Raw genomic sequence first — 17,898 nt, forward strand, 5'->3', positions numbered from 1 at the left:
AGACACGATGCTTCGAACAGGTAGGCGTGCCGGCATCCTCCTGGCCGCCCTGGCCCTCGCCGTGACCGCGTGCAGCAGTCACGGCGGCAAGAAGGCCCAGGAGTCGGCCGCCGACACGGGCGCCGGCAAGGCGAACACCCCCCGGATGAAGATCGCCATGGTCACGCACCAGGCGCCCGGCGACACGTTCTGGGACATCGTCCGCAAGGGGGCCGAGGCCGCCGCCGCCAAGGACAACGTGCAGCTCGTCTACTCCAACGACCCGGACGGCGACAAGCAGGCCACCCTGGTGCAGAACGCCATCGACAGCAAGGTCGACGGCATCGCGGTCACCCTCTCGCACCCGGACGCGATGGCGGGCACCGTCAAGAAGGCCTCCGGCGGCGGGATCCCGGTCGTCGTCCTGAACGCCGGTGTGGACGACTGGCAGAAGGTCGGCGCGCTGGAGTTCTTCGGCTCCGACGAGAGCCTCGCGGGGGAGAGCGCCGGCAAGCGGCTGAGCGCCGAAGGGGCCAAGCACGTGCTGTGCGTCCTGCACGAACAGGGCTCGGTCTCGCTGGAGGCGCGCTGCGGCGGCCTGGCCAAGACGTTCTCCGGAAAGACCGACAAGGTGTACGTCCAGGGGACGAACATGCCGTCCGTGCGGTCCACCATCGCGGCCAAGCTCAAGCAGGACAAGAGCATCGACCGGGTCGTCGCGCTCGGGGCGCCGTTCGCGCTGACCGCGCTGCAGTCGGTCAAGGACGCGGGCAGCCCGGCCAAGGTCGCGGCGTTCGACATGAACCCGGCCATGGTCAAGGCGGTCCAGGACGGCACGGTCGAGTGGGCCGTCGACCAGCAGCCGTACCTGCAGGGCTACCTCGCGGTCGACTCGCTCTGGCTCTACAAGACCAACGGCAACGTCCTCGGCGGCGGCAGGGCGACGCCGACCGGCCCGTACTTCGTCGACAAGACGAACGTGGCCGCGGTCGCGAAGTACGCCTCGCGCGGCACCCGCTGACGATGGCCCCGGAGGTCTCGATGAGTCAGGCGGTGGACGCGGGCGCCGCGCCCGCCACGGCGGACGAGCGGTCCGCCCGGCGGTCCGCGCTCGCCCGGCTGCTGGCGCGGCCCGAGGCCGGCTCGCTGGCCGGCGCGGTGGTCATCTACGTGTTCTTCTTCGCCGTCGCCCCGCCGTTCCGCGGGCTCGACGCCCTCGCGACGATCCTGTACGCCAGCTCGACCATCGGCATCCCGGCGGTGGCGGTGGCGCTGCTGATGATCGGCGGTGAGTTCGACCTGTCGGCGGGCGTGGCCGTGACGAGTTCGGCGCTGGTCGCGTCCATGCTGAGCTTCCAGCTCACGCTGAACCTGTGGGTCGGGATCGCGGTCGGCCTGCTGCTGGCGCTGGGCGTCGGCGCGCTGAACGGCTACCTCGTCATGCGGACCGGGATCCCGAGCTTCCTGGTGACGCTGGCGACGTTCCTCATGCTGCAGGGCCTGAACCTGGCCATCACCAAGGTGATCACCGGCAACGTCGCCAGCCCCGACATCTCCGACATGGACGGCTTCGGGACGGCGCGGAAGGTCTTCGCCGCCGAGTGGGACCTCGGGGGCCTGTCCCTGCGGATCAGCGTGGTGTGGTGGCTGCTGTTCACCGCGGTCGCCACGTGGGTGCTGCTGCGGACGCGCGTCGGCAACTGGATCTTCGCGGTCGGGGGAGCGCAGGCGAGCGCGCGGGCGGTCGGCGTGCCGGTCCGGCGCGTGAAGATCGGCCTGTTCATGACCGTCGGGTTCCTCGCGTGGTTCACCGGCATGAACCTGCTGTTCTCCTTCACCACCGTCCAGTCCGGCGAGGGCGTCGGCAACGAGTTCCTGTACATCATCGCGGCGGTCATCGGCGGCTGCCTGCTCACCGGCGGGTACGGCTCGGCCATCGGCGCCGCGACCGGGGCGTTCATCTTCGGGATGACCACCCAGGGCATCGTGTACGCGGGCTGGAACGCCGACTGGTTCAAGTTCTTCCTCGGCGCGATGCTGCTCCTCGCCACCCTCCTCAACCTCTGGGTCCGCCGGCGAACGGAGGCCGCCCGATGAGTGGAACGACCACGCGGGCGCCGCTCGTACGCCTCACCGGCTGCGAGAAGCGGTACGGGACGATCGTCGCGCTGACCGGCGTGTCGCTGGAGGTGGGCGCGGGCGAGGTGACCTGCGTGCTCGGCGACAACGGCGCGGGCAAGTCCACCCTCATCAAGATCATCTCCGGGATGCACCAGGCCGACGCGGGCACGTACGAGGTCGAGGGCGAGCCCGTACGCTTCGGGTCCCCGCGCGAGGCACTCGAACGCGGCATCGCGACGGTGTACCAGGACCTCGCCGTCGTCCCGCTCATGCCGGTCTGGCGCAACTTCTTCCTCGGCTCGGAGGTCCGCAGGGGCGCCGGACCGCTCCGCCGCCTCGACATCCGGTTCATGCGCGACACGACGCGCACCGAACTGCGCAACATGGGCATCGACCTGCGCGACGTCGACCAGCCGATCGGCACCCTGTCCGGCGGCGAACGCCAGTGCGTCGCCATCGCCCGCGCCGTCTACTTCGGCGCGAAGGTGCTCATCCTCGACGAGCCCACCGCCGCGCTCGGCGTCAAACAGGCCGGCGTCGTCCTCCGCTACATCATGCGGGCCAGGGAGCGGGGACTCGGCGTCGTGTTCATCACCCACAACCCGCACCACGCCTACCCGGTCGGCGACCGGTTCCTGCTGCTCAACCGGGGGCGACCACTCGGCACCTACGCCAAGGGCGAGATCACCCGCGAGCGGCTCACGACCCTGATGGCCGGCGGCGAGGAGCTCGAACAGCTCAGCCATGAGCTCGAAGGGACGGCCGCCGCCGACGCCGGTCTCGGCCGCGTCGCGGAAGAGCTCGAACAGGACGTCGCCGGGCTGTCCGGCGAGGCCGCCGCACCGCCCGAGCAGGGCTCCTGAGAGCGGGGAGGAACGTTGGAGGAACGCGTGCTCGGCGTCGGGGTCATCGGCGCCGGGTGGATGGGGCACGTCCACGCCCGCGCGTACGCCCGGCTGCCCCACCACTATCCGGAGCTGCGGATCCGGACGCGCCTGGTGGCGGTGGCGGACTCCGTCCCGGCGCAGGCGGAGGACTTCGCCGCCCGTTACACCCCGGACCGCGTGTACGCCGACTGGGCGGCCCTGCTCGCGGACCCCGAGGTCGAGGCGGTCAGCATCACCGTGCCGAACACCCTGCACCGGGACGTCGCGGTGACCGCGGCCCGCGCGGGCAGGCACCTGTGGATCGAGAAGCCGGTGGGCCTGACCGCCGACGACGCCCGCGCGGTGGCCGAGGCCGTCGCCGGGGCGGGCGTCCAGGCGACCGTGGGGTTCAACTACCGCAACCTCCCCGCCGTCGCCCGCGCCCGGCGCCTGATCGCCGACGGCGCCATCGGCACGCCGACCCACGCCCGTGTCCACTTCCTCACCGACTACGCCGCGCATCCCGCCGGCGCGCTCAGCTGGCGGTTCCTGCGGGCGCAGGGCGGCTCCGGCGTGCTCGGCGACCTGGGCTCGCACGGGGTCGACCTCGTACGCTTCCTCCTCGGCGACCTCGAACGGGTCGTCGCCGACACGGCCGTCTTCGTGCCCCGGCGGCCCCTCGCGGCGCCCGGTGGCAGCCACTACGCGGTCGTGGACACGCCGGACGGTCCGACGGGCGCGGTCGAGAACGAGGACTACGTCTGCGCCCTGCTGCGGACGCGCGGCGGGGTCCGCGTCACCTTCGAGGCGGGGCGCACCGAGGTCGGGTCGCAGAACGCCTACGGCTTCGCCGTGCAGGGGAGCGGGGGACTGGTCGCCTGGGACTTCCGGCGCGCCGGGGAGCTGACGGTCTCCGCGGGCGGGGACTACCTGAACCAGCCCGCGCAGACCGTGTTCCCCGGCCCCGGGGACGGCGAGTACGCGCGGTTCCAGCCCGGCGCCGGCATCGCGATGGGCTACGACGACACCAAGGTCGTCGAGGCCGCCGCCTTCCTCAGAGGCGTCGAGGAGGGCGTGCCGCACGGACCGACCCCGGAGGACGCCGTACGCGGCGCCGAGGCACTGGAGGCCATGGCCCGCTCCGCCGCCACCGGGGCCTGGATCGACCTGTGACGATCCGCCTCGGCGACGTCAGGCGTGGTCGGCGCAGCACGGGGTGGGGTCGGCGACCTCGAAGGGGACCAGCACGTCCCCGCCGCCGGGCATGGCCGCCAGGGTCAGGCGGCCGGACCGCCACTCGGGCCGTACGTGCCCGCGCGCGTCGAACCGGTCCGCCGGGCCGGGCGGGCCGCCGCCGAGCACGACCACCTCGTCGATCGCCGACGCCGTCAGCACCTCTCCGACGCTGAGCGCCCCGGTGACGCGGTCGGCGCCGGGGAAGAACACCGCGCGCCCGGCGGAACGCCCGGCGTGCTCACGGACGGCCTGAGCAGCGGCCTCGGCCAGGTCCGACGGGCCCCAGCGGCGCTCCTCGCACGCGGCTCCGAGTCCGGCCGGGACTTCTTCGGGGACGGCAGCCACGGTGAGGGAGACCGCGACGTGCGACCGGCCCAGCCGGACCAGATGGGTGCAGCCGATGGCGCCCGCCGGGCGGCCGAACTCCTCGAACAGCCGATGAAGGAGGTGTTCGGCCGCCGCGAGGGTGGGCGAGCCGTCGCTGGCGCCCACGATGAACGGAGCGGTCATCGCCGGGGGAGCACCCAGATCGGGTTCGTGTAGAACCACAGGTCCTTCCACGGGTCGGCGTCGCCGAGCGCGTCGATCGCCGGGCCGTGCGGGTCGACCGCGGCGCCGCGCAGGCCGACCGCGCTCCGGTTCCCGTCGGTGCCGCGCAGCCGCAGGTAGACCGGCTTGTCCACGGCGCCCAGCGCGTACGTGAACGTCACCGAGCCGGCGTTCTTGCCGACCTCGTAGGACTTGACGACCTTCGTGTTCGGCGCGACGAAGGCGTCCCTGTCCGACGCCGGGCCGGTCACGTCGCCCTGGATGACGTCGACCCGCGCGAGGGCCGGCGTGAACTGCGCCCAGTTCGGGTGCCCGGCCAGGTCGACGGTCACCGTCAGCTCGACCCGGCTGCCGTTCCGGATGTGCAGCACCCCGCCGAGCGGGACGCCTCGCTGCCCGCTCCCCGCGACACGCACCCGTACGTCCAGGCCGCTGACCAGCCCGCCGTGGTCGACCCAGACGCGGCCCTCCCGCAGCGCCTGCATGACCGCCGCGTACGAGAAGGACGTGGCGCCCACGTGGGTGCGGCTGTAGAAGCCCGGCCAGAAGTCGGTCTGGCCGAGGTTGAGGCCGCCGCCGTACACCGGGTCCTCGTAGTGGCCGTTCGTGTTGAAGTCGCTGTTCGGCCCGCGCGTGGCGGTGTCGGCGTAGACGGTGTGGGAGTCGGAGTTCGCCGTGATCCACCATGGCTTGCCCTCGGCGAGCAGGCTGTCCCACAGCCCGCCGACGGTCGCGGTCATCCAGTCGAAGCCGCCGTAGGTCCGGTAACTCTCCAGCGGGTAGCCGGCGAAGGAGTCGGCGCTCGGGCTGTTGTCGTACAGGCCGCGCGCCGAGCCGGGGCCGTTCGGCTTGGGGATGCCGCCGGCCTGGTGACCGGGGGCGCCCTCCATGCCCACGGCGATCTGCGGCTGTGCGTCCCGCCAGCCGCGGATCTCGTGCGGAGAGTCGATGCCCTTGCGGGCCGGGTGGTTGGCCAGGAACAGCGCGTCCCCGATCTTGCGGCGGCGTACGGCGTCGGCCAGGAAGTTCACCCCGGCGATCGCGAGCGCCTCGTTGGCGGAGGTGCCGGCGGTCGCGTTCTTGACGACGCCGTCGAAGGAGTTCTCGAACTCCTTGAGCACGGCGACCTCGTTCTCGCCCGGGTGGACGAACACCGTGCCGTGCTCGGCGGCCGGGATGTTCCACTCCAGCCCCTGGAAGACCAGGGTGTCCTTGATCTGCGACCGGGCCGCGACGATGTCGGGGTTGACCTTCTCCACCCCGATCTTCGCGTGCTGGACGCTGCCGTGGTCGGTGATGACCATCCAGTCCAGCCCGAAGGCGTTCGCGTGCCGGACGTGGTCGATCACCCGGTACATGCCGTCGGAGCTGTACCGGGTGTGGATGTGGTGGTCGCCGGCCAGCCAGAGGTAGCCGCCGCGCGGCTGGTGCGACGACGACGCGACCTGGGCCGCGCTCGCGGGCGTGGCCGCGGCGGCGGCCGAGGAGCCCAGGACGGTCGTGGCGGCCGCGCCGGCGCCGAGGACGCCCGCGCCGCGCAGGAGGTTGCGCCGGGAGACCTCCGACGGCGAGAGCTCCTTGTCCGGGATCGAGGCGTCCAGCAGCGGCGGAAGCTCGCCCGGCTCGCCATCGTGGTGATCGTGATGGTGGTGGTGCCCGTGGCCCATGTCAGTCCCTCGCGTCCCGCCGACCGCGGTGATCGGCTACGCGACGCACCCTGACGTGGGCCGATGAACGGCCACGGAACGCGGAGCATCCGCTTTGCCATCCTCTTACCACTGAACGGTGATCCTGATCTCCCTTTCTCACGACCTGACGAGGAGCCGATGTCCGTCAGTCGCCGTGCCGTTCTGGCAGGCGCGGTCGCCGCCGCGCTCGCCGGATGCACACGTTCACCGGCCGGTGGCCCCGCGACCCCCGGCACGCCCCGCCGCGCGTCCGAGGACGGCACGCCGCACGCGCTGCCGCGCACCACCGCGGCGACGCCGCCCGCGGTGACCCGCGCGGAGATCGTGGCCCGGTACGGCCACCGCAAGCCGCACGTCTGGAGCCTGGAGACGCCCGGGATCATCCGCGCGTTGCCCACCACCGACCGCGTGCTCGCGCTGACCTTCGACGCCTGCGGCGGGCCGGGCGGCGCCGGCTACGACCGGCGCCTCATCGACTTCCTCCGCAAGCGGGAGGTGCCGGCGACGCTCTTTTTGAACTCGCGCTGGATCGACGCCAACCGGGCGGTCTTCCGCGAGCTGGCCCGCGAGCCGCTGTTCGAGATCGCCAACCACGGCACCCGCCACCGTCCGCTCTCGGTCACCGGGCGCTCCGCCTACGGCATCGCCGGTACGCGCAACGCCGGCGAGGTGTACGACGAGGTCGCCGGCAACCACGCCAAGCTCGCGCGGTCCCTGGGCGCGCCGCCGCGCTTCTTCCGGCCGGGAACGGCCTACTGCGACGACGTCGCGGTCCGTATCGTCACCGACCTGGGAGAACGCGTCGTGGGCTTCACCGTCAACGGGGACGGCGGCGCGACCTTCAGCCCCGAAGAGGTCCGCCGTACCGTCACCGCGGCCCGCGCCGGCTCCATCGTCATCTGCCACATGAACCACCCCGAACACGGCACGGCCCAGGGGATCATCGCCGCCGTACCGCGCCTCCTGGCCTCGGGGCACCGCTTCGTCCGTCTCTCCGACCAGTTGCACTGACCACCGGAAGACCCCGACGCGGCCACCGGCGAGATCGCCCGCCGCTCCCCACGATGCGCGAAGAGGTCGCCGTCTGCGCTAGAGTTGTTCCGCTCGCTCGCGGCGGGCACCGGGACGTGGCCTAGCTTGGTAAGGCGTCTGACTGGGGGTCAGAAGATCGTGGGTTCAAATCCCGCCGTCCCGACACAGTGCGGCTAGTTCGGCCGCAGGTCAGGGCCCTGGATCACTTCGGTGAGACGGGGCCCTGACTGCTTCCCGGGGCCGGTCGGACCGCGCACGGGTGTGCGCATGGGCGATCTCGCCCGATTCGACCATCGCGAGCAGCCTGTCAGGCATCCCGTTCTTGGTCGCGATTGCAGGACTGCCGCAGGTCGAGGGCGTCACCGGCCAGGCGGGACCCCTTGAGAGGACCTCGCCGGCCCTCCGGACCTACGGGTTCGGTGGATTTTCGCTTTCCGGCCCGGTCGCTGAGGGGAGAGCGGCGGCGATGCAGTCCAGGACGCGCTCCAGCCCGTGGCGGAACTGCTCGTCGCGGCTCAGGTGCAGCCGGCCCGCCTCCATCACGATCTTGGTGAAGATCGGGTACTCCCCGCTCTCCACCAGCTGCTGGATGCGCGGGTGGCTCCGCGCCATCCACTCCGACTCGCTCAGGCCGCTGCGGCGCAGCTCCTCGGCCGAGCTGACCTCCTCCCGGACGGTCCCCTCGACGTAGCCGGTGAGGATGGCCATGAGGCCCAGATTCTCATCGATGGGGACGTGGGCGTCGAGGGCTCCCATCACCCGCTCGATCAGGCGCAGCTGGTTGGGGCCGAAGCCGGGGAGCGACCGGTGCACGGTGGCGATCCACGGGTGCCGCAGCCACATGGCCCGGACCTCGGTGGCGTAGCGAGTCAGGTCCGCGCGCCAGTCGCCGGAGGGCATGCCCTCGACGTCGATCTCGCCCATCAGCCGGTCGGCCACGAGTGCGATGAGGTCGTCGCGGCTCGGGACGTACCGGTAGAGGGACATCGCGCCGGCGCCGATCTCGGCGGCGATGCGCCGCATGGTGGCGGCCTCCAGCCCCTCGGCGTCGGCGATCCGAACCGCGGCCTCGGTGATCTGCGCGCGGCTGTAGGTCGGCTTCGGTCCGCGGGCCGGGCGCTCGGGCCGCATCCAGATGTTCACGTACTCGGCGTCGCTCACGATCCTCCCTCACTTGCGTACATCGTACCCAGTGACCTAACCTCGGCCGCATAATCGCGTACGACGTACCCAGTGGAGGGTTCATGGCGGATCCGATCGTGTTCGCCGAGGGGCTGCGCAAGTCCTTCGGCGACGTTCAGGCGCTGCGCGGCCTGGACCTGAGCGTCCCGAGGGGAAGGGTCTGCGGCGTGCTCGGGCCGAACGGCGCGGGGAAGACGACCGCGGTGCGCATCCTGGCGACCCTGTCCGACCCCGACGCCGGACACGCCCGCATCGCCGGGTACGACGTGGTCCGCCAGGCCGGGGAGGTGCGGGCCAGGATCGGGCTCGCCGGCCAGCACGCCGCCGTGGACGAGAAGCTCACCGGCCGTGGCAACCTGCGCATGTTCGGGCGCCTCTCCCACCTGCCCCGGCGCGAGGCGCACCGGCGGGCCGACGAGCTGCTCGAACGCTTCGGCCTGACGGACGCCGCCGATCGCCAGGTCGCCGGCTACTCCGGCGGGATGCGGCGCCGCCTCGACCTGATCACCAGCCTCATTCTGCGCCCCGAGGTGCTCTTCCTGGACGAGCCGACCACCGGCCTGGACCCGCGCAGCCGCGGCGAGATCTGGGACAGCGTCCGCGAGCTGGTGGCGGACGGCACCACCGTGCTGCTCACCACGCAGTACCTGGACGAGGCCGACCGGCTCGCCGACGACATCGCCGTCGTCGACCAGGGGCGGGTGATCGCCACGGGCACTCCCGACGAGCTCAAGGCCACGATCGGGGACCGCCTCGACGTCGTCGTCGAGGATCCCGCCGCGCTGCGGTCGGCCGCCACCGTGCTGACCACCCTGGCCGGGACCGGCCCCACGACGATGGACGCCGACCGGCTGAGCGTCGCCCTGCCCGGCGGCGGCCTCCGCCTCGCCGACGTCGTGCGCGAGCTCGACCGCGCCGGGGTCGCCGCGGCCGACGTGAGGCTGCGCCGCCCCACCCTCGACGAGGTCTTCCTGCGCCTCACCGACCGGAAGGAGCCCGTCCGATGACCGCCCTCACCTCGCCGACGAGTCGCCGACTGCTCTGGACCTTCACCGACGGGCTGACCCTGGTCGGCCGCGAGCTGGGGCGCCTGCGGCAGAACCCCGGGGAGCTCGTCGCCGCACTGATCTTTCCAGCCGTCATGGTCGTGCTGTTCGGGTACGTCTTCGGCAGCGCGATCCAAGTGCCGGGCGGGGGGAACTACCGCGAGTACCTCATGCCCGGGCTGTTCGCGATGGTGACCTTCCTGGCGGTGATGGGGGTCATGACACGGATGGCCACCGACGCCGCCCGCGGTGTGATGGACCGGTTCCGGTCCATGCCGATGGCCCGGTCGGCGGTACCGTTCGGGCAGACCGGCGCCGACTCCCTGACCGGCCTGCTGTCGCTGGCCATCATGGTCGGGGCGGGCCTGCTGGTGGGCTGGCGGCCGCATCGCGGCCTGATCCCCACGGTCGAGGCGTTCCTGCTGATGATGCTGCTGCGGTACGCGCTGAGCTGGGTGGGCGCCTTCGTGGGCCTGGTGGTGCGGGACGAACAGGCCGCCGACCAGTTCGTACCGCTGTTCCTGCCGTTCACCATGCTGTCCAACGCGTTCGTCCCGACCGGCGGCATGCCGGGGTGGCTGCGGTTCCTGTCCGACTGGAACCCGGTGAGCGCGCTCACGGCGGCCTCCCGGAGGCTGTTCGGCAACCCCGGCGCTCCGTCCGGGGACCTGGCCTGGCCGCTCGCGCATCCGGTGGCCACCGTCCTGCTCTGGTCGGCCGCGCTGCTGCTGATCTTCGTCCCCCTGTCGGTCCGCACCTATAGGCGCAAGGGACGGTAGGCGGGGCAGGCGGAGGCGGCTGGGCCTCGGTCAGTCGTCGCGGAGGCGGGCGAGGCGGGTGCGGATGCCCGCGAAGTGGGCGACCATCGCCGTCTCGACGGCGTCCCGATCTTCCGCGATCACCGCGGCGTAGATGTCGCGATGCTTGCGGGCGACGTACTCCGGGGTCTCGTCCGGGGTGCCCAGCTCGTCCCTGAGCTGGTGGAAGACCTGCCAGAACGCGCCGAGGAGCCGGCCGACCAGCGGGTTGCCCAGCGGCCGGTAGAGCGCGTCGTGGAAGAGCCGGTCGGCCTCCGGCGAGACGGCGCCGACGAGCGCCTCGGCCTCCATCCGCTCGAGCGCCTCACGGGCGGGGGAGAGCAGGTCGGTGAGGTCCGCGCCGCCGTGCCGGTCGATCAGGCGCGCGGCCAGGCCGTTCTCCAGGAGCTCGCGAATCTCGATCAGGTGGGCCAGGTGGCTCTGCTCGTCCTGCGGCGTGATCCGGCTGTGAAAGGCCAGTTCGTCGACCAGGCCGTTCAGTGACATCTGGCCGACGAACATGCCGAAGCCGTGGCGGATGTCGACGATGCCGACGGCTTGGAGGGCCTTTAGCGCCTCTCGTACCGAGTTGCGCCCGATGTCCAGTTCCTGCATAAGCTCGGTCTCTGTCGGCATCGGATCCCCGGCGGTCAGCCCGCGTCGGACGATCAGTTCCTTGACCGCTTCCTGCACTTCGAGCGCCCGGCTCAGCCGACGGCCTCGGGCGGGGGCCGGCCTACCGGGCTCGGCGAGGGGGCGATCGTCGCGCAACGTCACGGACATCTCCTGGTCATCTGCTCTTGACGCCAAACGTAACCGACTTCTAGTCTCCGACGCTATCAGATGGACGTGGGACGTCCCACGTCCTCCGTCGAATCTCGTGCCTGCCTGACAGCCCCCCACCGGGAGACACCGTGAGCGCTCCTCGATCCGCCTTCAGCCGCCGCGAATTCCTGCGCTACAGCGGGATAATGAGCGCCGCGGCCGCCCTCTCCACCACGGTCTCCGCGTGCGGGGGCCCCGCCTCGACCGGCTCGGCCGGCTCCGGTGGCGACAAGGACCTCGTCACCGTGGTCATCGGCTACGGCAACGACCAGACCTGGGACCCGACGATGACCGCGTCGGCGTTCGCCATGGCCGGCAACAACCACATCTACGAGGGGCTGGTCGACACCGACCCGATCACCCGCGCGCCGTACCCGGCACTGGCCACGGCCCTCCCGGCGGACCCCTCCGCGACCACCTGGAAGTTCACGCTGCGGCCTGGCGCCAAGTGGCACGACGGGCAGCCGGTCACCGTCGACGACGTGCTGTTCACCTTCGACCGCGTGCAGGACGGTTCCACGCTGGTGTCCTCCTTCTTCACCACCTGGCTGAAGGAGGTCCGCAAGGTCGACGAGACCTCGGTCGAGCTCGTCTTCACGTTCTCCTTCCCCGACGCGCTGCAGCGGCTGACCATCGCCAAGATCATGCCCAAGCACGTCTTCGGACAGCCGGGCGGCTGGGACGCGGCCAAGAACGGCAAGGCCGTCGGCTCCGGCCCGTACAAGATGACCGCGCACCACCCGAAGTCCAACACCACCTTCGAGGCGTTCGCCGACTACAACGGCCCCCGCAAGCCGGCGATCAGGAAGATGAACTGGCTGTCGATCGTGGACGCCTCGGCCCGGGTCGCGAAGATCTCCGGCGGCGGCGCCGAGGCGCAGATCGCCGACAACGTGCCGTACGCCAACATCGACCAGCTCCGCAAGCAGGGGCTGACCGTCGAGGGCGGCAAGGGCATGAACCACATGTTCCTGATGTTCAACACCGCCCAGAAGCCGTTCGACGACATGCGGGTGCGCCAGGCGCTGCTCTACGCCATCGACACCAAGAAGATGATCGACGTGGCGCTCAAGGGCCACGGCACGCCGGCCAGCAGCTTCCTCAACAAGGAGAACCCGGCGTACGCCCCGGCCAAGACGGTCTACGACTACAACCCGGACAAGGCCAAGTCGCTGCTCGCCGCCGCCGGCGTGAAGAACCTGTCGATCAACCTGATGGCGGTCAACGTCAGCTGGATCGCCGACTGCCTGCCGACCATCGCCAACTCCTGGAACGCCATCGGGGTCAAGACCTCGCTCGAGCCACAGGACACCAGCGCGCTGTTCACCAAGATGGACCAGTCGCAGAACTACCAGGTCGTCGCGGCCGCCTCGAACCCCAACCAGTTCGGCCTCGACGCCGACCTGATCCTCCGCTACAACTACACGTCCGGCGGCACCTGGATGAAGTACACCAAGTGGGACAAGAGCTCGGACGCCAAGTCCCTGTTCGCGCTGATGGACCGGGCGACCCGGGAGCCGGACAAGACCAAGAAGCTCGAGCTGCTGCACCAGTACCTCGACGTCATCGCCGAGCAGGCCGTGCTCTACCCGGTCCTGCACACCGAGCTGATGACCGCGTGGAACCCCAAGAAGCTCACCGGCGTCCGGGCCCAGGCGTACCCCGGCGTCAACCTGCTGCAGGCCAAGCGCGTCTGACCGCCCGCCTCCGTCCCCCGATCCGAATCCTCAGGAGGCACCCGTGGCAGCGATCGCCAGAATGCTGGTGCGCCGCGTCCTCATCCTGATCCCCCTGTTGCTGGGCGTGGTCCTGTTCGTCTTCATCGTCATGCGGTTCTCCGACAACAAGCCGGAGTACGCCTACTTCCAGGGCGCCAACCCGACCGCGGAGCAGATCCACCGGTTCCAGGTGGAGAACGGCCTGCTCGACCCCCTGCCCGTGCGGTACGTGCGGTTCGTCGGCCGGCTGCTGCACGGCGACATGGGCACGAGCGCGCTCACCAAGGCGCCGGTGCGCAGCTCCATCGCCACCGCCCTGCCGCTGACCCTCCAGCTGACCCTGTTCGGCGTCATCGCCGCGATCTTCCGGGACCGCTGGCCGGATCAGGTCATCCGGCTGGTGTCGCTGGTCGGGGTCGCCTCACCGGCCTTCTGGCTGGCGCTGCTGATGATCCAGTACCTGGCGGTCGACCGCGGCTGGTTCCCGACCGGCGGGTACATCAACCCGGCCGACTCGGTCAGCGGCTGGCTGCGGTCGCTGACGCTGCCGGCGCTCGCCCTGTCGCTGCCCATCGCGGCCTACCTCACCCGGATCATCCGCACGTCGATGGTCGAGGAGCTCGACAAGGACTACGTGCGGACCGCCATCGGCAGCGGCCTGCCGCCGGTCGTCGTGGTCGGTCGCAACGTGCTGCGCAACGCGCTGATCAACCCGCTGACCGTGCTCGGCCTGCGGGTCGGCTACCTGCTCGGCGGCGCGGTCGTCATCGAGACGATCTTCGCGCTGCCCGGCATGGGCCAGCTCATGATCACCGCGGTGCGCAACGGCGACCCGGCGGTCGTGCAGGGCGTCGTGATCACCATCGCGGTCGGCTTCGTGGTCGTCAACCTCCTCATCGACGTCCTGTACATGCTGGTCAACCCCCGACTGAGGAGCGCCGCCTGATGCGCAGTGGACTGGCGACGCGACTGTCGCGTGCGGGCATCGGCTTCCGGCGCCTCGGCCCGGCGTCCTGGATCTCCCTGGGCGTCGTGGTCGTCATCATCCTCGCCGCGGTGCTCGCCCCGGTGCTCGCGCCGCACTCGCCGTACGTCCAGGAGGCCGCCGGCGGCGGCCCGAGTGCGTCCCACTGGATGGGTCTGGACAGCGCCAACCGCGACATCTTCTCGCGCCTGCTGTACGGCGCGCGCTGGTCGCTGGTGATCGGGCTCGGCGCGACCGCGATCGCCCTCGTCTGCGGGGGCGTCATCGGCGCCGTCGCCGCGACCTCGCGAAGGTCCGTCGACGAGGCGATCATGCGCACGCTCGACGTCATCATGGCCTTCCCCGGCATCGCGCTCGCCGCCGTGCTGGTGGCCGTCTTCGGCGGGAGCATCCCCGTCCTGGTCCTGGCCATCGCCTTCCTCTACATGCCGTCGGTGGCCCGCGTCGTCCGGGCGAACGTCCTGGCCCAGTACGGCGAGGACTACGTCGCGGCCGAGCGGGTCATCGGCGCCCGCGCCCCGCACATCCTGCTCCGGCACGTGGCCATCAACTGCGCCGCGCCGGTCCTGGTGTTCTGCACGGTGATGGTGGCCGACGCGATCGTGTTCGAGGCGTCCCTGTCGTTCGTCGGCGCGGGCGTGCGCCCGCCGGACCCCTCGTGGGGCAGCGTCATCGCCGACGGCCGGAACATGGTGCTCACCGGCGGATGGTGGGCGACCGTCTTCCCCGGCCTGCTCATCCTGATCACGGTCCTCGCCCTGAACGTCCTCGCCGAGGGCGTCTCCGACGCCTGGGCCGCGCCGGCCGCGCGCCGGGCGGAGACGACGCGGACCGGCACCACGCGGCGGGCGGCGCCCGGCCCGGTGATCGAGCTGAAGGGCCTCGCGGAGGCCGGCCGTCGCCTGGCCGAACGCGCCCGGCCACTGCCGGACGGCGACCCCATCGTGCGGGTGAAGGACCTGAGGATCGGTTTCGAAGGCCGCCACGACGGCGTCGACATCGTGGACGGCATCTCCTTCGACGTACGGGCGGGGGAGGTGCTCGGCCTGGTCGGCGAGTCCGGCTGCGGCAAGTCCCTGACCGCACTGACGGTCATGGGCCTGCAGCCGCGCGGCGCGCGGGTGGGCGGCGAGATCGTCTTCGACGGCCGCGACCTGCTGTCGATGTCCGCGCGGGACCGGCGGCGGCTGCTCGGCCACGACATGGCGATGATCTACCAGGACGCGCTGTCGTCGCTGAACCCGGCGATGACCGTACGGGCCCAGCTCAAGCAGGTCGTCCGGCGCGGCGGCCGGCGCACGCCGGAGGGGTTGCTGGAGCTCGTCGGCCTCGACCCCGCACGCACGCTGTCCTCGTATCCGCACGAGCTGTCCGGCGGGCAGCGCCAGCGGGTGCTCATCGCGATGGCCCTCTCCCGGGATCCCAAGCTGATCATCGCGGACGAGCCGACGACGGCGCTGGACGTGACCGTCCAGGCCCAGGTGATCGAGCTGCTGCTGCGGCTGCGCGAGGAGCTGGACTTCGCGCTCATCCTCGTCTCCCACGACCTCGCGCTGGTCGCCGACGTCACCGACCGCGTGGTCGTGATGTACGGCGGGCAGATCGTCGAGAAGGGCGCGACACCGGCCGTCGTCGGCAACCCCGCCCACCACTACGCGCGCGGCCTGCTGGGCTCGGTGCTGTCGCTGGAGTCCGGCGCGGAACGCCTCACCCAGATCCCGGGCGTGGTGCCCTCGCCCGCCGACTTCCCGGCCGGCTGCCGGTTCGCCGACCGGTGCCCCGCCGCCACCGAGGTCTGCCACGTGGAGACTCCACGCCTGGAGGGACGGGGCCGCCTGCACGCGGTGGCCTGTCACCACCCGGCGGGCGACGTCTCCGCCTCCCTGTCCGCCGCCGGCGCGGCCACCGCGCCTGCCGACCCGCCGGAGGGGTCATGACTTCTGCGTCAATCGTCGAGCTGACCGACGTCCACGTCGTTCACAAGGCGCGCTCCGGCGGCCTGCTCAGCCGCGACCGCGTGTACGCGCTGACCGGCGCGGACCTGACCGTCCACCCCGGCGAGACGATCGGCGTCGTCGGCGAGTCCGGGTGCGGGAAGTCGACCCTCGCCCGGGTGCTGGTCGGCCTGCAGCGGCCGACCGCGGGCACCGTCGCCTTCGACGGACGCGACGTCTGGTCCCTGTCCGGCGCCGCCCGCCGCGAGGCCATCGGGTCGAACATCGGCCTGGTCTTCCAGGACCCGTCCACGGCCCTGAACCGCCGCCTGCCGGTGCGCCGGATCCTGCGCGACCCCCTCGACGTGCAGCGCTCCGGCACCCCGGACGATCGCGAGGAACGCGTCCGCGAGCTCATCGACCTGGTCGGCCTGCCCGCGAGCGCCGCGGACCGGCTGCCCGTCCAGCTGTCCGGCGGACAGCGGCAGCGGGTCGCGATCGCCCGCGCGCTCGCGCTGCAGCCACGGCTGCTGGTCGCCGACGAGCCGACCAGCGCGCTCGACGTCTCGGTCCGCGCGCAGATCCTCAACCTGCTGCAGGACCTGAAGGAGCGGTTGGGCCTGGCCATGGTCTTCGTCTCCCACGACATCCAGACCGTGCGGCGGATGAGCGACCGCGTCGTGACGATGTACCTGGGGCGGATCGTCGAGCAGGCGCCCGCCGGGGCGATGCCGGGCGCGGCCCGGCACCCGTACACCCGCGCCCTGTTCTCCGCCACGCCCGGGTTGCTGTCCCCGATCGACCCGATTCCGCTCATCGGCCCGGTGCCGTCGGCGACCCGGCCGCCCTCCGGCTGTCCCTTCCGCACGCGGTGCTGGAAGGCCGACGAGACCTGCGCCGCCGAGATGCCCGCGCCGGCGGAGAACGCCGGTGGCTTCTTCCGCTGCCATCACCCGGTCCTCGCCGGCGCCACCGACCGCGAACTCATCACCCAAGCACAGGAGCGTCCATGATCAACGCCGCACCACTGTCCGGGGTCATTCCTCCCGTCTGCACCCCGCTGACCCCGGAGCGCGAGGTGGACACCGCCTCGCTGACCCGGCTGGTGGACCACCTGCTGGAGGGCGGCGTGCACGGGCTGTTCGTCCTCGGTTCGTCGTCGGAGGCGGCGTTCCTGCCCGACGGGCACCGCCGGACCGTGCTGGACACCGTGATCGGCCACGTCGCGGGGCAGGTACCGGTGCTGGCGGGCGTGATCGACATGACCGCGCCCCGGGTCGCCGACCACGCGCGGGTCGCGGTCGAGGCCGGCGCCTCCGCCCTGGTCGCGACGGCGCCCTTCTACGCGCGCACCCATCCGGCGGAGATCGCCACGCACTTCCGGACGATCGCGGCCGTGGCGGACATCCCGGTGTACGCCTACGACCTTCCGGCGTCCGTGCACAGCAAGCTCACCGCGAACGTGCTGCTGGAGCTTGCCGCCGAGGGCGTGCTCGCCGGGCTCAAGGACTCCAGCGGCGACGAGGCCGGGCTGCGGGAGGTCATCCTGGGCCGCCGCGACCGCGGCCTGGAGTCGTTCGCCGTGTTCACCGGCTCGGAGCTGACCGTCGACTCCGCGCTGTGGATGGGCGCCGACGGCGTCGTCCCCGGCCTGGGCAACGTCGACCCGCACGCCTACGTCCGCCTGTACGAGGCCGCGAAGCGGGGCGACTGGACCGCCGCGCGCGAGGAGCAGGAGCGGCTGTTCCGTCTCTTCGGGCTGGTGCACGTCGGCGGCCCGCACATGGGCCGCAGCTCCTCCGCTCTGGGGGCGTTCAAGGCGGCGCTGCACCTGCGCGGCGTCATCGCCTCCCCGACGACCGCGCTGCCGCAGGTGCCGCTCGACGCCGCCGAGATCGACCAGGTCAAGACCTTCCTGTCCGAAGCCGCCCTCATCTGAC

General features: G+C 71.8%; 16 protein-coding genes and 1 tRNA gene. 13 read left to right on the forward strand and 4 right to left on the reverse strand.

Annotation, left to right across the window (positions count from 1 at the left end; genetic code table 11):
• Positions 1-7 precede the first annotated feature (7 nt).
• From NDW01_RS03400 to NDW01_RS03415, 4 genes are read left to right on the forward strand one after another with little or no spacing between them, the layout of a single operon-like run.
• Positions 8-1,000, forward strand: a complete 993-nt coding sequence (locus NDW01_RS03400) for a sugar ABC transporter substrate-binding protein (RefSeq protein WP_252783771.1) — start codon at positions 8-10, stop codon at positions 998-1,000.
• A 20-nt stretch (positions 1,001-1,020) separates the two neighbouring features.
• Positions 1,021-2,076, forward strand: coding sequence for an ABC transporter permease (locus tag NDW01_RS03405; RefSeq protein WP_252816450.1), 1,056 nt, complete (start codon positions 1,021-1,023; stop codon positions 2,074-2,076).
• The gene (locus NDW01_RS03410) at positions 2,073-2,963 is read left to right on the forward strand and encodes an ATP-binding cassette domain-containing protein (RefSeq protein WP_252816451.1); all 891 of its coding nucleotides are present in this window, start codon (positions 2,073-2,075) and stop codon (positions 2,961-2,963) included. The genes NDW01_RS03405 and NDW01_RS03410 overlap by 4 nt, the downstream gene beginning before the upstream one ends.
• A gap of 15 nt (positions 2,964-2,978) precedes the next feature.
• A complete protein-coding gene (locus NDW01_RS03415) occupies positions 2,979-4,139 on the forward strand; it encodes a Gfo/Idh/MocA family protein (protein WP_252816453.1) in 1,161 nt (386 codons plus the stop codon).
• An 18-nt stretch (positions 4,140-4,157) separates the two neighbouring features.
• Here NDW01_RS03415 and NDW01_RS03420 read toward each other — a convergent pair whose 3' ends face one another.
• Positions 4,158-4,712 carry a hypothetical protein gene (locus NDW01_RS03420; protein ID WP_252816455.1) on the reverse strand — a complete coding sequence of 185 codons (555 nt, stop codon included), beginning with the start codon at positions 4,710-4,712 and terminating at the stop codon, positions 4,158-4,160.
• Entirely contained in the window at positions 4,709-6,418 is a 1,710-nt protein-coding gene (locus NDW01_RS03425) for a PHP domain-containing protein (protein WP_252816457.1), read from the reverse strand. The genes NDW01_RS03420 and NDW01_RS03425 overlap by 4 nt, the downstream gene beginning before the upstream one ends.
• Positions 6,419-6,577: 159 nt before the next feature.
• On the opposite strand from NDW01_RS03425, the gene NDW01_RS03430 reads away from it, so the two are divergent.
• Together NDW01_RS03430 and NDW01_RS03435 are read left to right on the forward strand one after the other, a co-directional pair.
• On the forward strand, positions 6,578-7,450 hold the full coding sequence (locus NDW01_RS03430; RefSeq protein WP_252816459.1) for a polysaccharide deacetylase family protein: 873 nt from the start codon (positions 6,578-6,580) through the stop codon (positions 7,448-7,450).
• 110 nt (positions 7,451-7,560) lie between these two features.
• Positions 7,561-7,634: transfer RNA gene (locus tag NDW01_RS03435), tRNA-Pro, on the forward strand.
• Positions 7,635-7,879: 245 nt separating this feature from the next.
• Here the strand turns inward: NDW01_RS03435 and NDW01_RS03440 are convergent.
• Positions 7,880-8,632 carry a TetR/AcrR family transcriptional regulator gene (locus NDW01_RS03440; protein ID WP_252816461.1) on the reverse strand — a complete coding sequence of 251 codons (753 nt, stop codon included), beginning with the start codon at positions 8,630-8,632 and terminating at the stop codon, positions 7,880-7,882.
• 83 nt (positions 8,633-8,715) lie between these two features.
• Here NDW01_RS03440 and NDW01_RS03445 point away from each other — a divergent pair, with 83 nt between their 5' ends.
• Both NDW01_RS03445 and NDW01_RS03450 read left to right on the forward strand, forming a co-directional pair.
• Positions 8,716-9,660, forward strand: a complete 945-nt coding sequence (locus tag NDW01_RS03445; RefSeq protein ID WP_252816463.1) for an ATP-binding cassette domain-containing protein — start codon at positions 8,716-8,718, stop codon at positions 9,658-9,660.
• Positions 9,657-10,478 carry an ABC transporter permease gene (locus tag NDW01_RS03450; protein WP_252816464.1) on the forward strand — a complete coding sequence of 274 codons (822 nt, stop codon included), beginning with the start codon at positions 9,657-9,659 and terminating at the stop codon, positions 10,476-10,478. Before NDW01_RS03445 ends, NDW01_RS03450 begins: the two co-directional genes overlap by 4 nt.
• A 30-nt stretch (positions 10,479-10,508) precedes the next feature.
• Here NDW01_RS03450 and NDW01_RS03455 read toward each other — a convergent pair whose 3' ends face one another.
• Positions 10,509-11,273 (reverse strand): FadR/GntR family transcriptional regulator, encoded by a 765-nt coding sequence (locus tag NDW01_RS03455; RefSeq protein WP_252816466.1) that lies wholly within the window; start codon positions 11,271-11,273, stop codon positions 10,509-10,511.
• Between the two features lie 137 nt (positions 11,274-11,410).
• On the opposite strand from NDW01_RS03455, the gene NDW01_RS03460 reads away from it, so the two are divergent.
• Genes NDW01_RS03460 through NDW01_RS03480 form a run of 5 tightly spaced genes read left to right on the forward strand, consistent with a single transcriptional unit; the run spans position 11,411 to position 17,897 of the window.
• A complete protein-coding gene (locus NDW01_RS03460; RefSeq protein ID WP_252816468.1) occupies positions 11,411-13,018 on the forward strand; it encodes an ABC transporter substrate-binding protein in 1,608 nt (535 codons plus the stop codon).
• A gap of 43 nt (positions 13,019-13,061) precedes the next feature.
• Positions 13,062-13,985: an ABC transporter permease gene (locus NDW01_RS03465; protein WP_252816471.1), complete on the forward strand. Its 924-nt coding sequence runs from the start codon at positions 13,062-13,064 to the stop codon at positions 13,983-13,985.
• The gene (locus NDW01_RS03470) at positions 13,985-15,961 is read left to right on the forward strand and encodes a dipeptide/oligopeptide/nickel ABC transporter permease/ATP-binding protein (protein WP_252816473.1); all 1,977 of its coding nucleotides are present in this window, start codon (positions 13,985-13,987) and stop codon (positions 15,959-15,961) included. The genes NDW01_RS03465 and NDW01_RS03470 overlap by 1 nt, the downstream gene beginning before the upstream one ends.
• The gene (locus NDW01_RS03475; protein ID WP_252816474.1) at positions 15,958-16,971 is read left to right on the forward strand and encodes an oligopeptide/dipeptide ABC transporter ATP-binding protein; all 1,014 of its coding nucleotides are present in this window, start codon (positions 15,958-15,960) and stop codon (positions 16,969-16,971) included. Before NDW01_RS03470 ends, NDW01_RS03475 begins: the two co-directional genes overlap by 4 nt.
• Positions 16,968-17,897 carry a dihydrodipicolinate synthase family protein gene (locus NDW01_RS03480; protein ID WP_252816476.1) on the forward strand — a complete coding sequence of 310 codons (930 nt, stop codon included), beginning with the start codon at positions 16,968-16,970 and terminating at the stop codon, positions 17,895-17,897. The genes NDW01_RS03475 and NDW01_RS03480 overlap by 4 nt, the downstream gene beginning before the upstream one ends.
• The last annotated feature ends 1 nt before the right edge of the window (position 17,898 follow it).

The sequence above is a fragment of the Actinoallomurus soli genome, from assembly GCF_024055715.1.
GTDB lineage: Bacteria > Actinomycetota > Actinomycetes > Streptosporangiales > Streptosporangiaceae > Actinoallomurus > Actinoallomurus soli.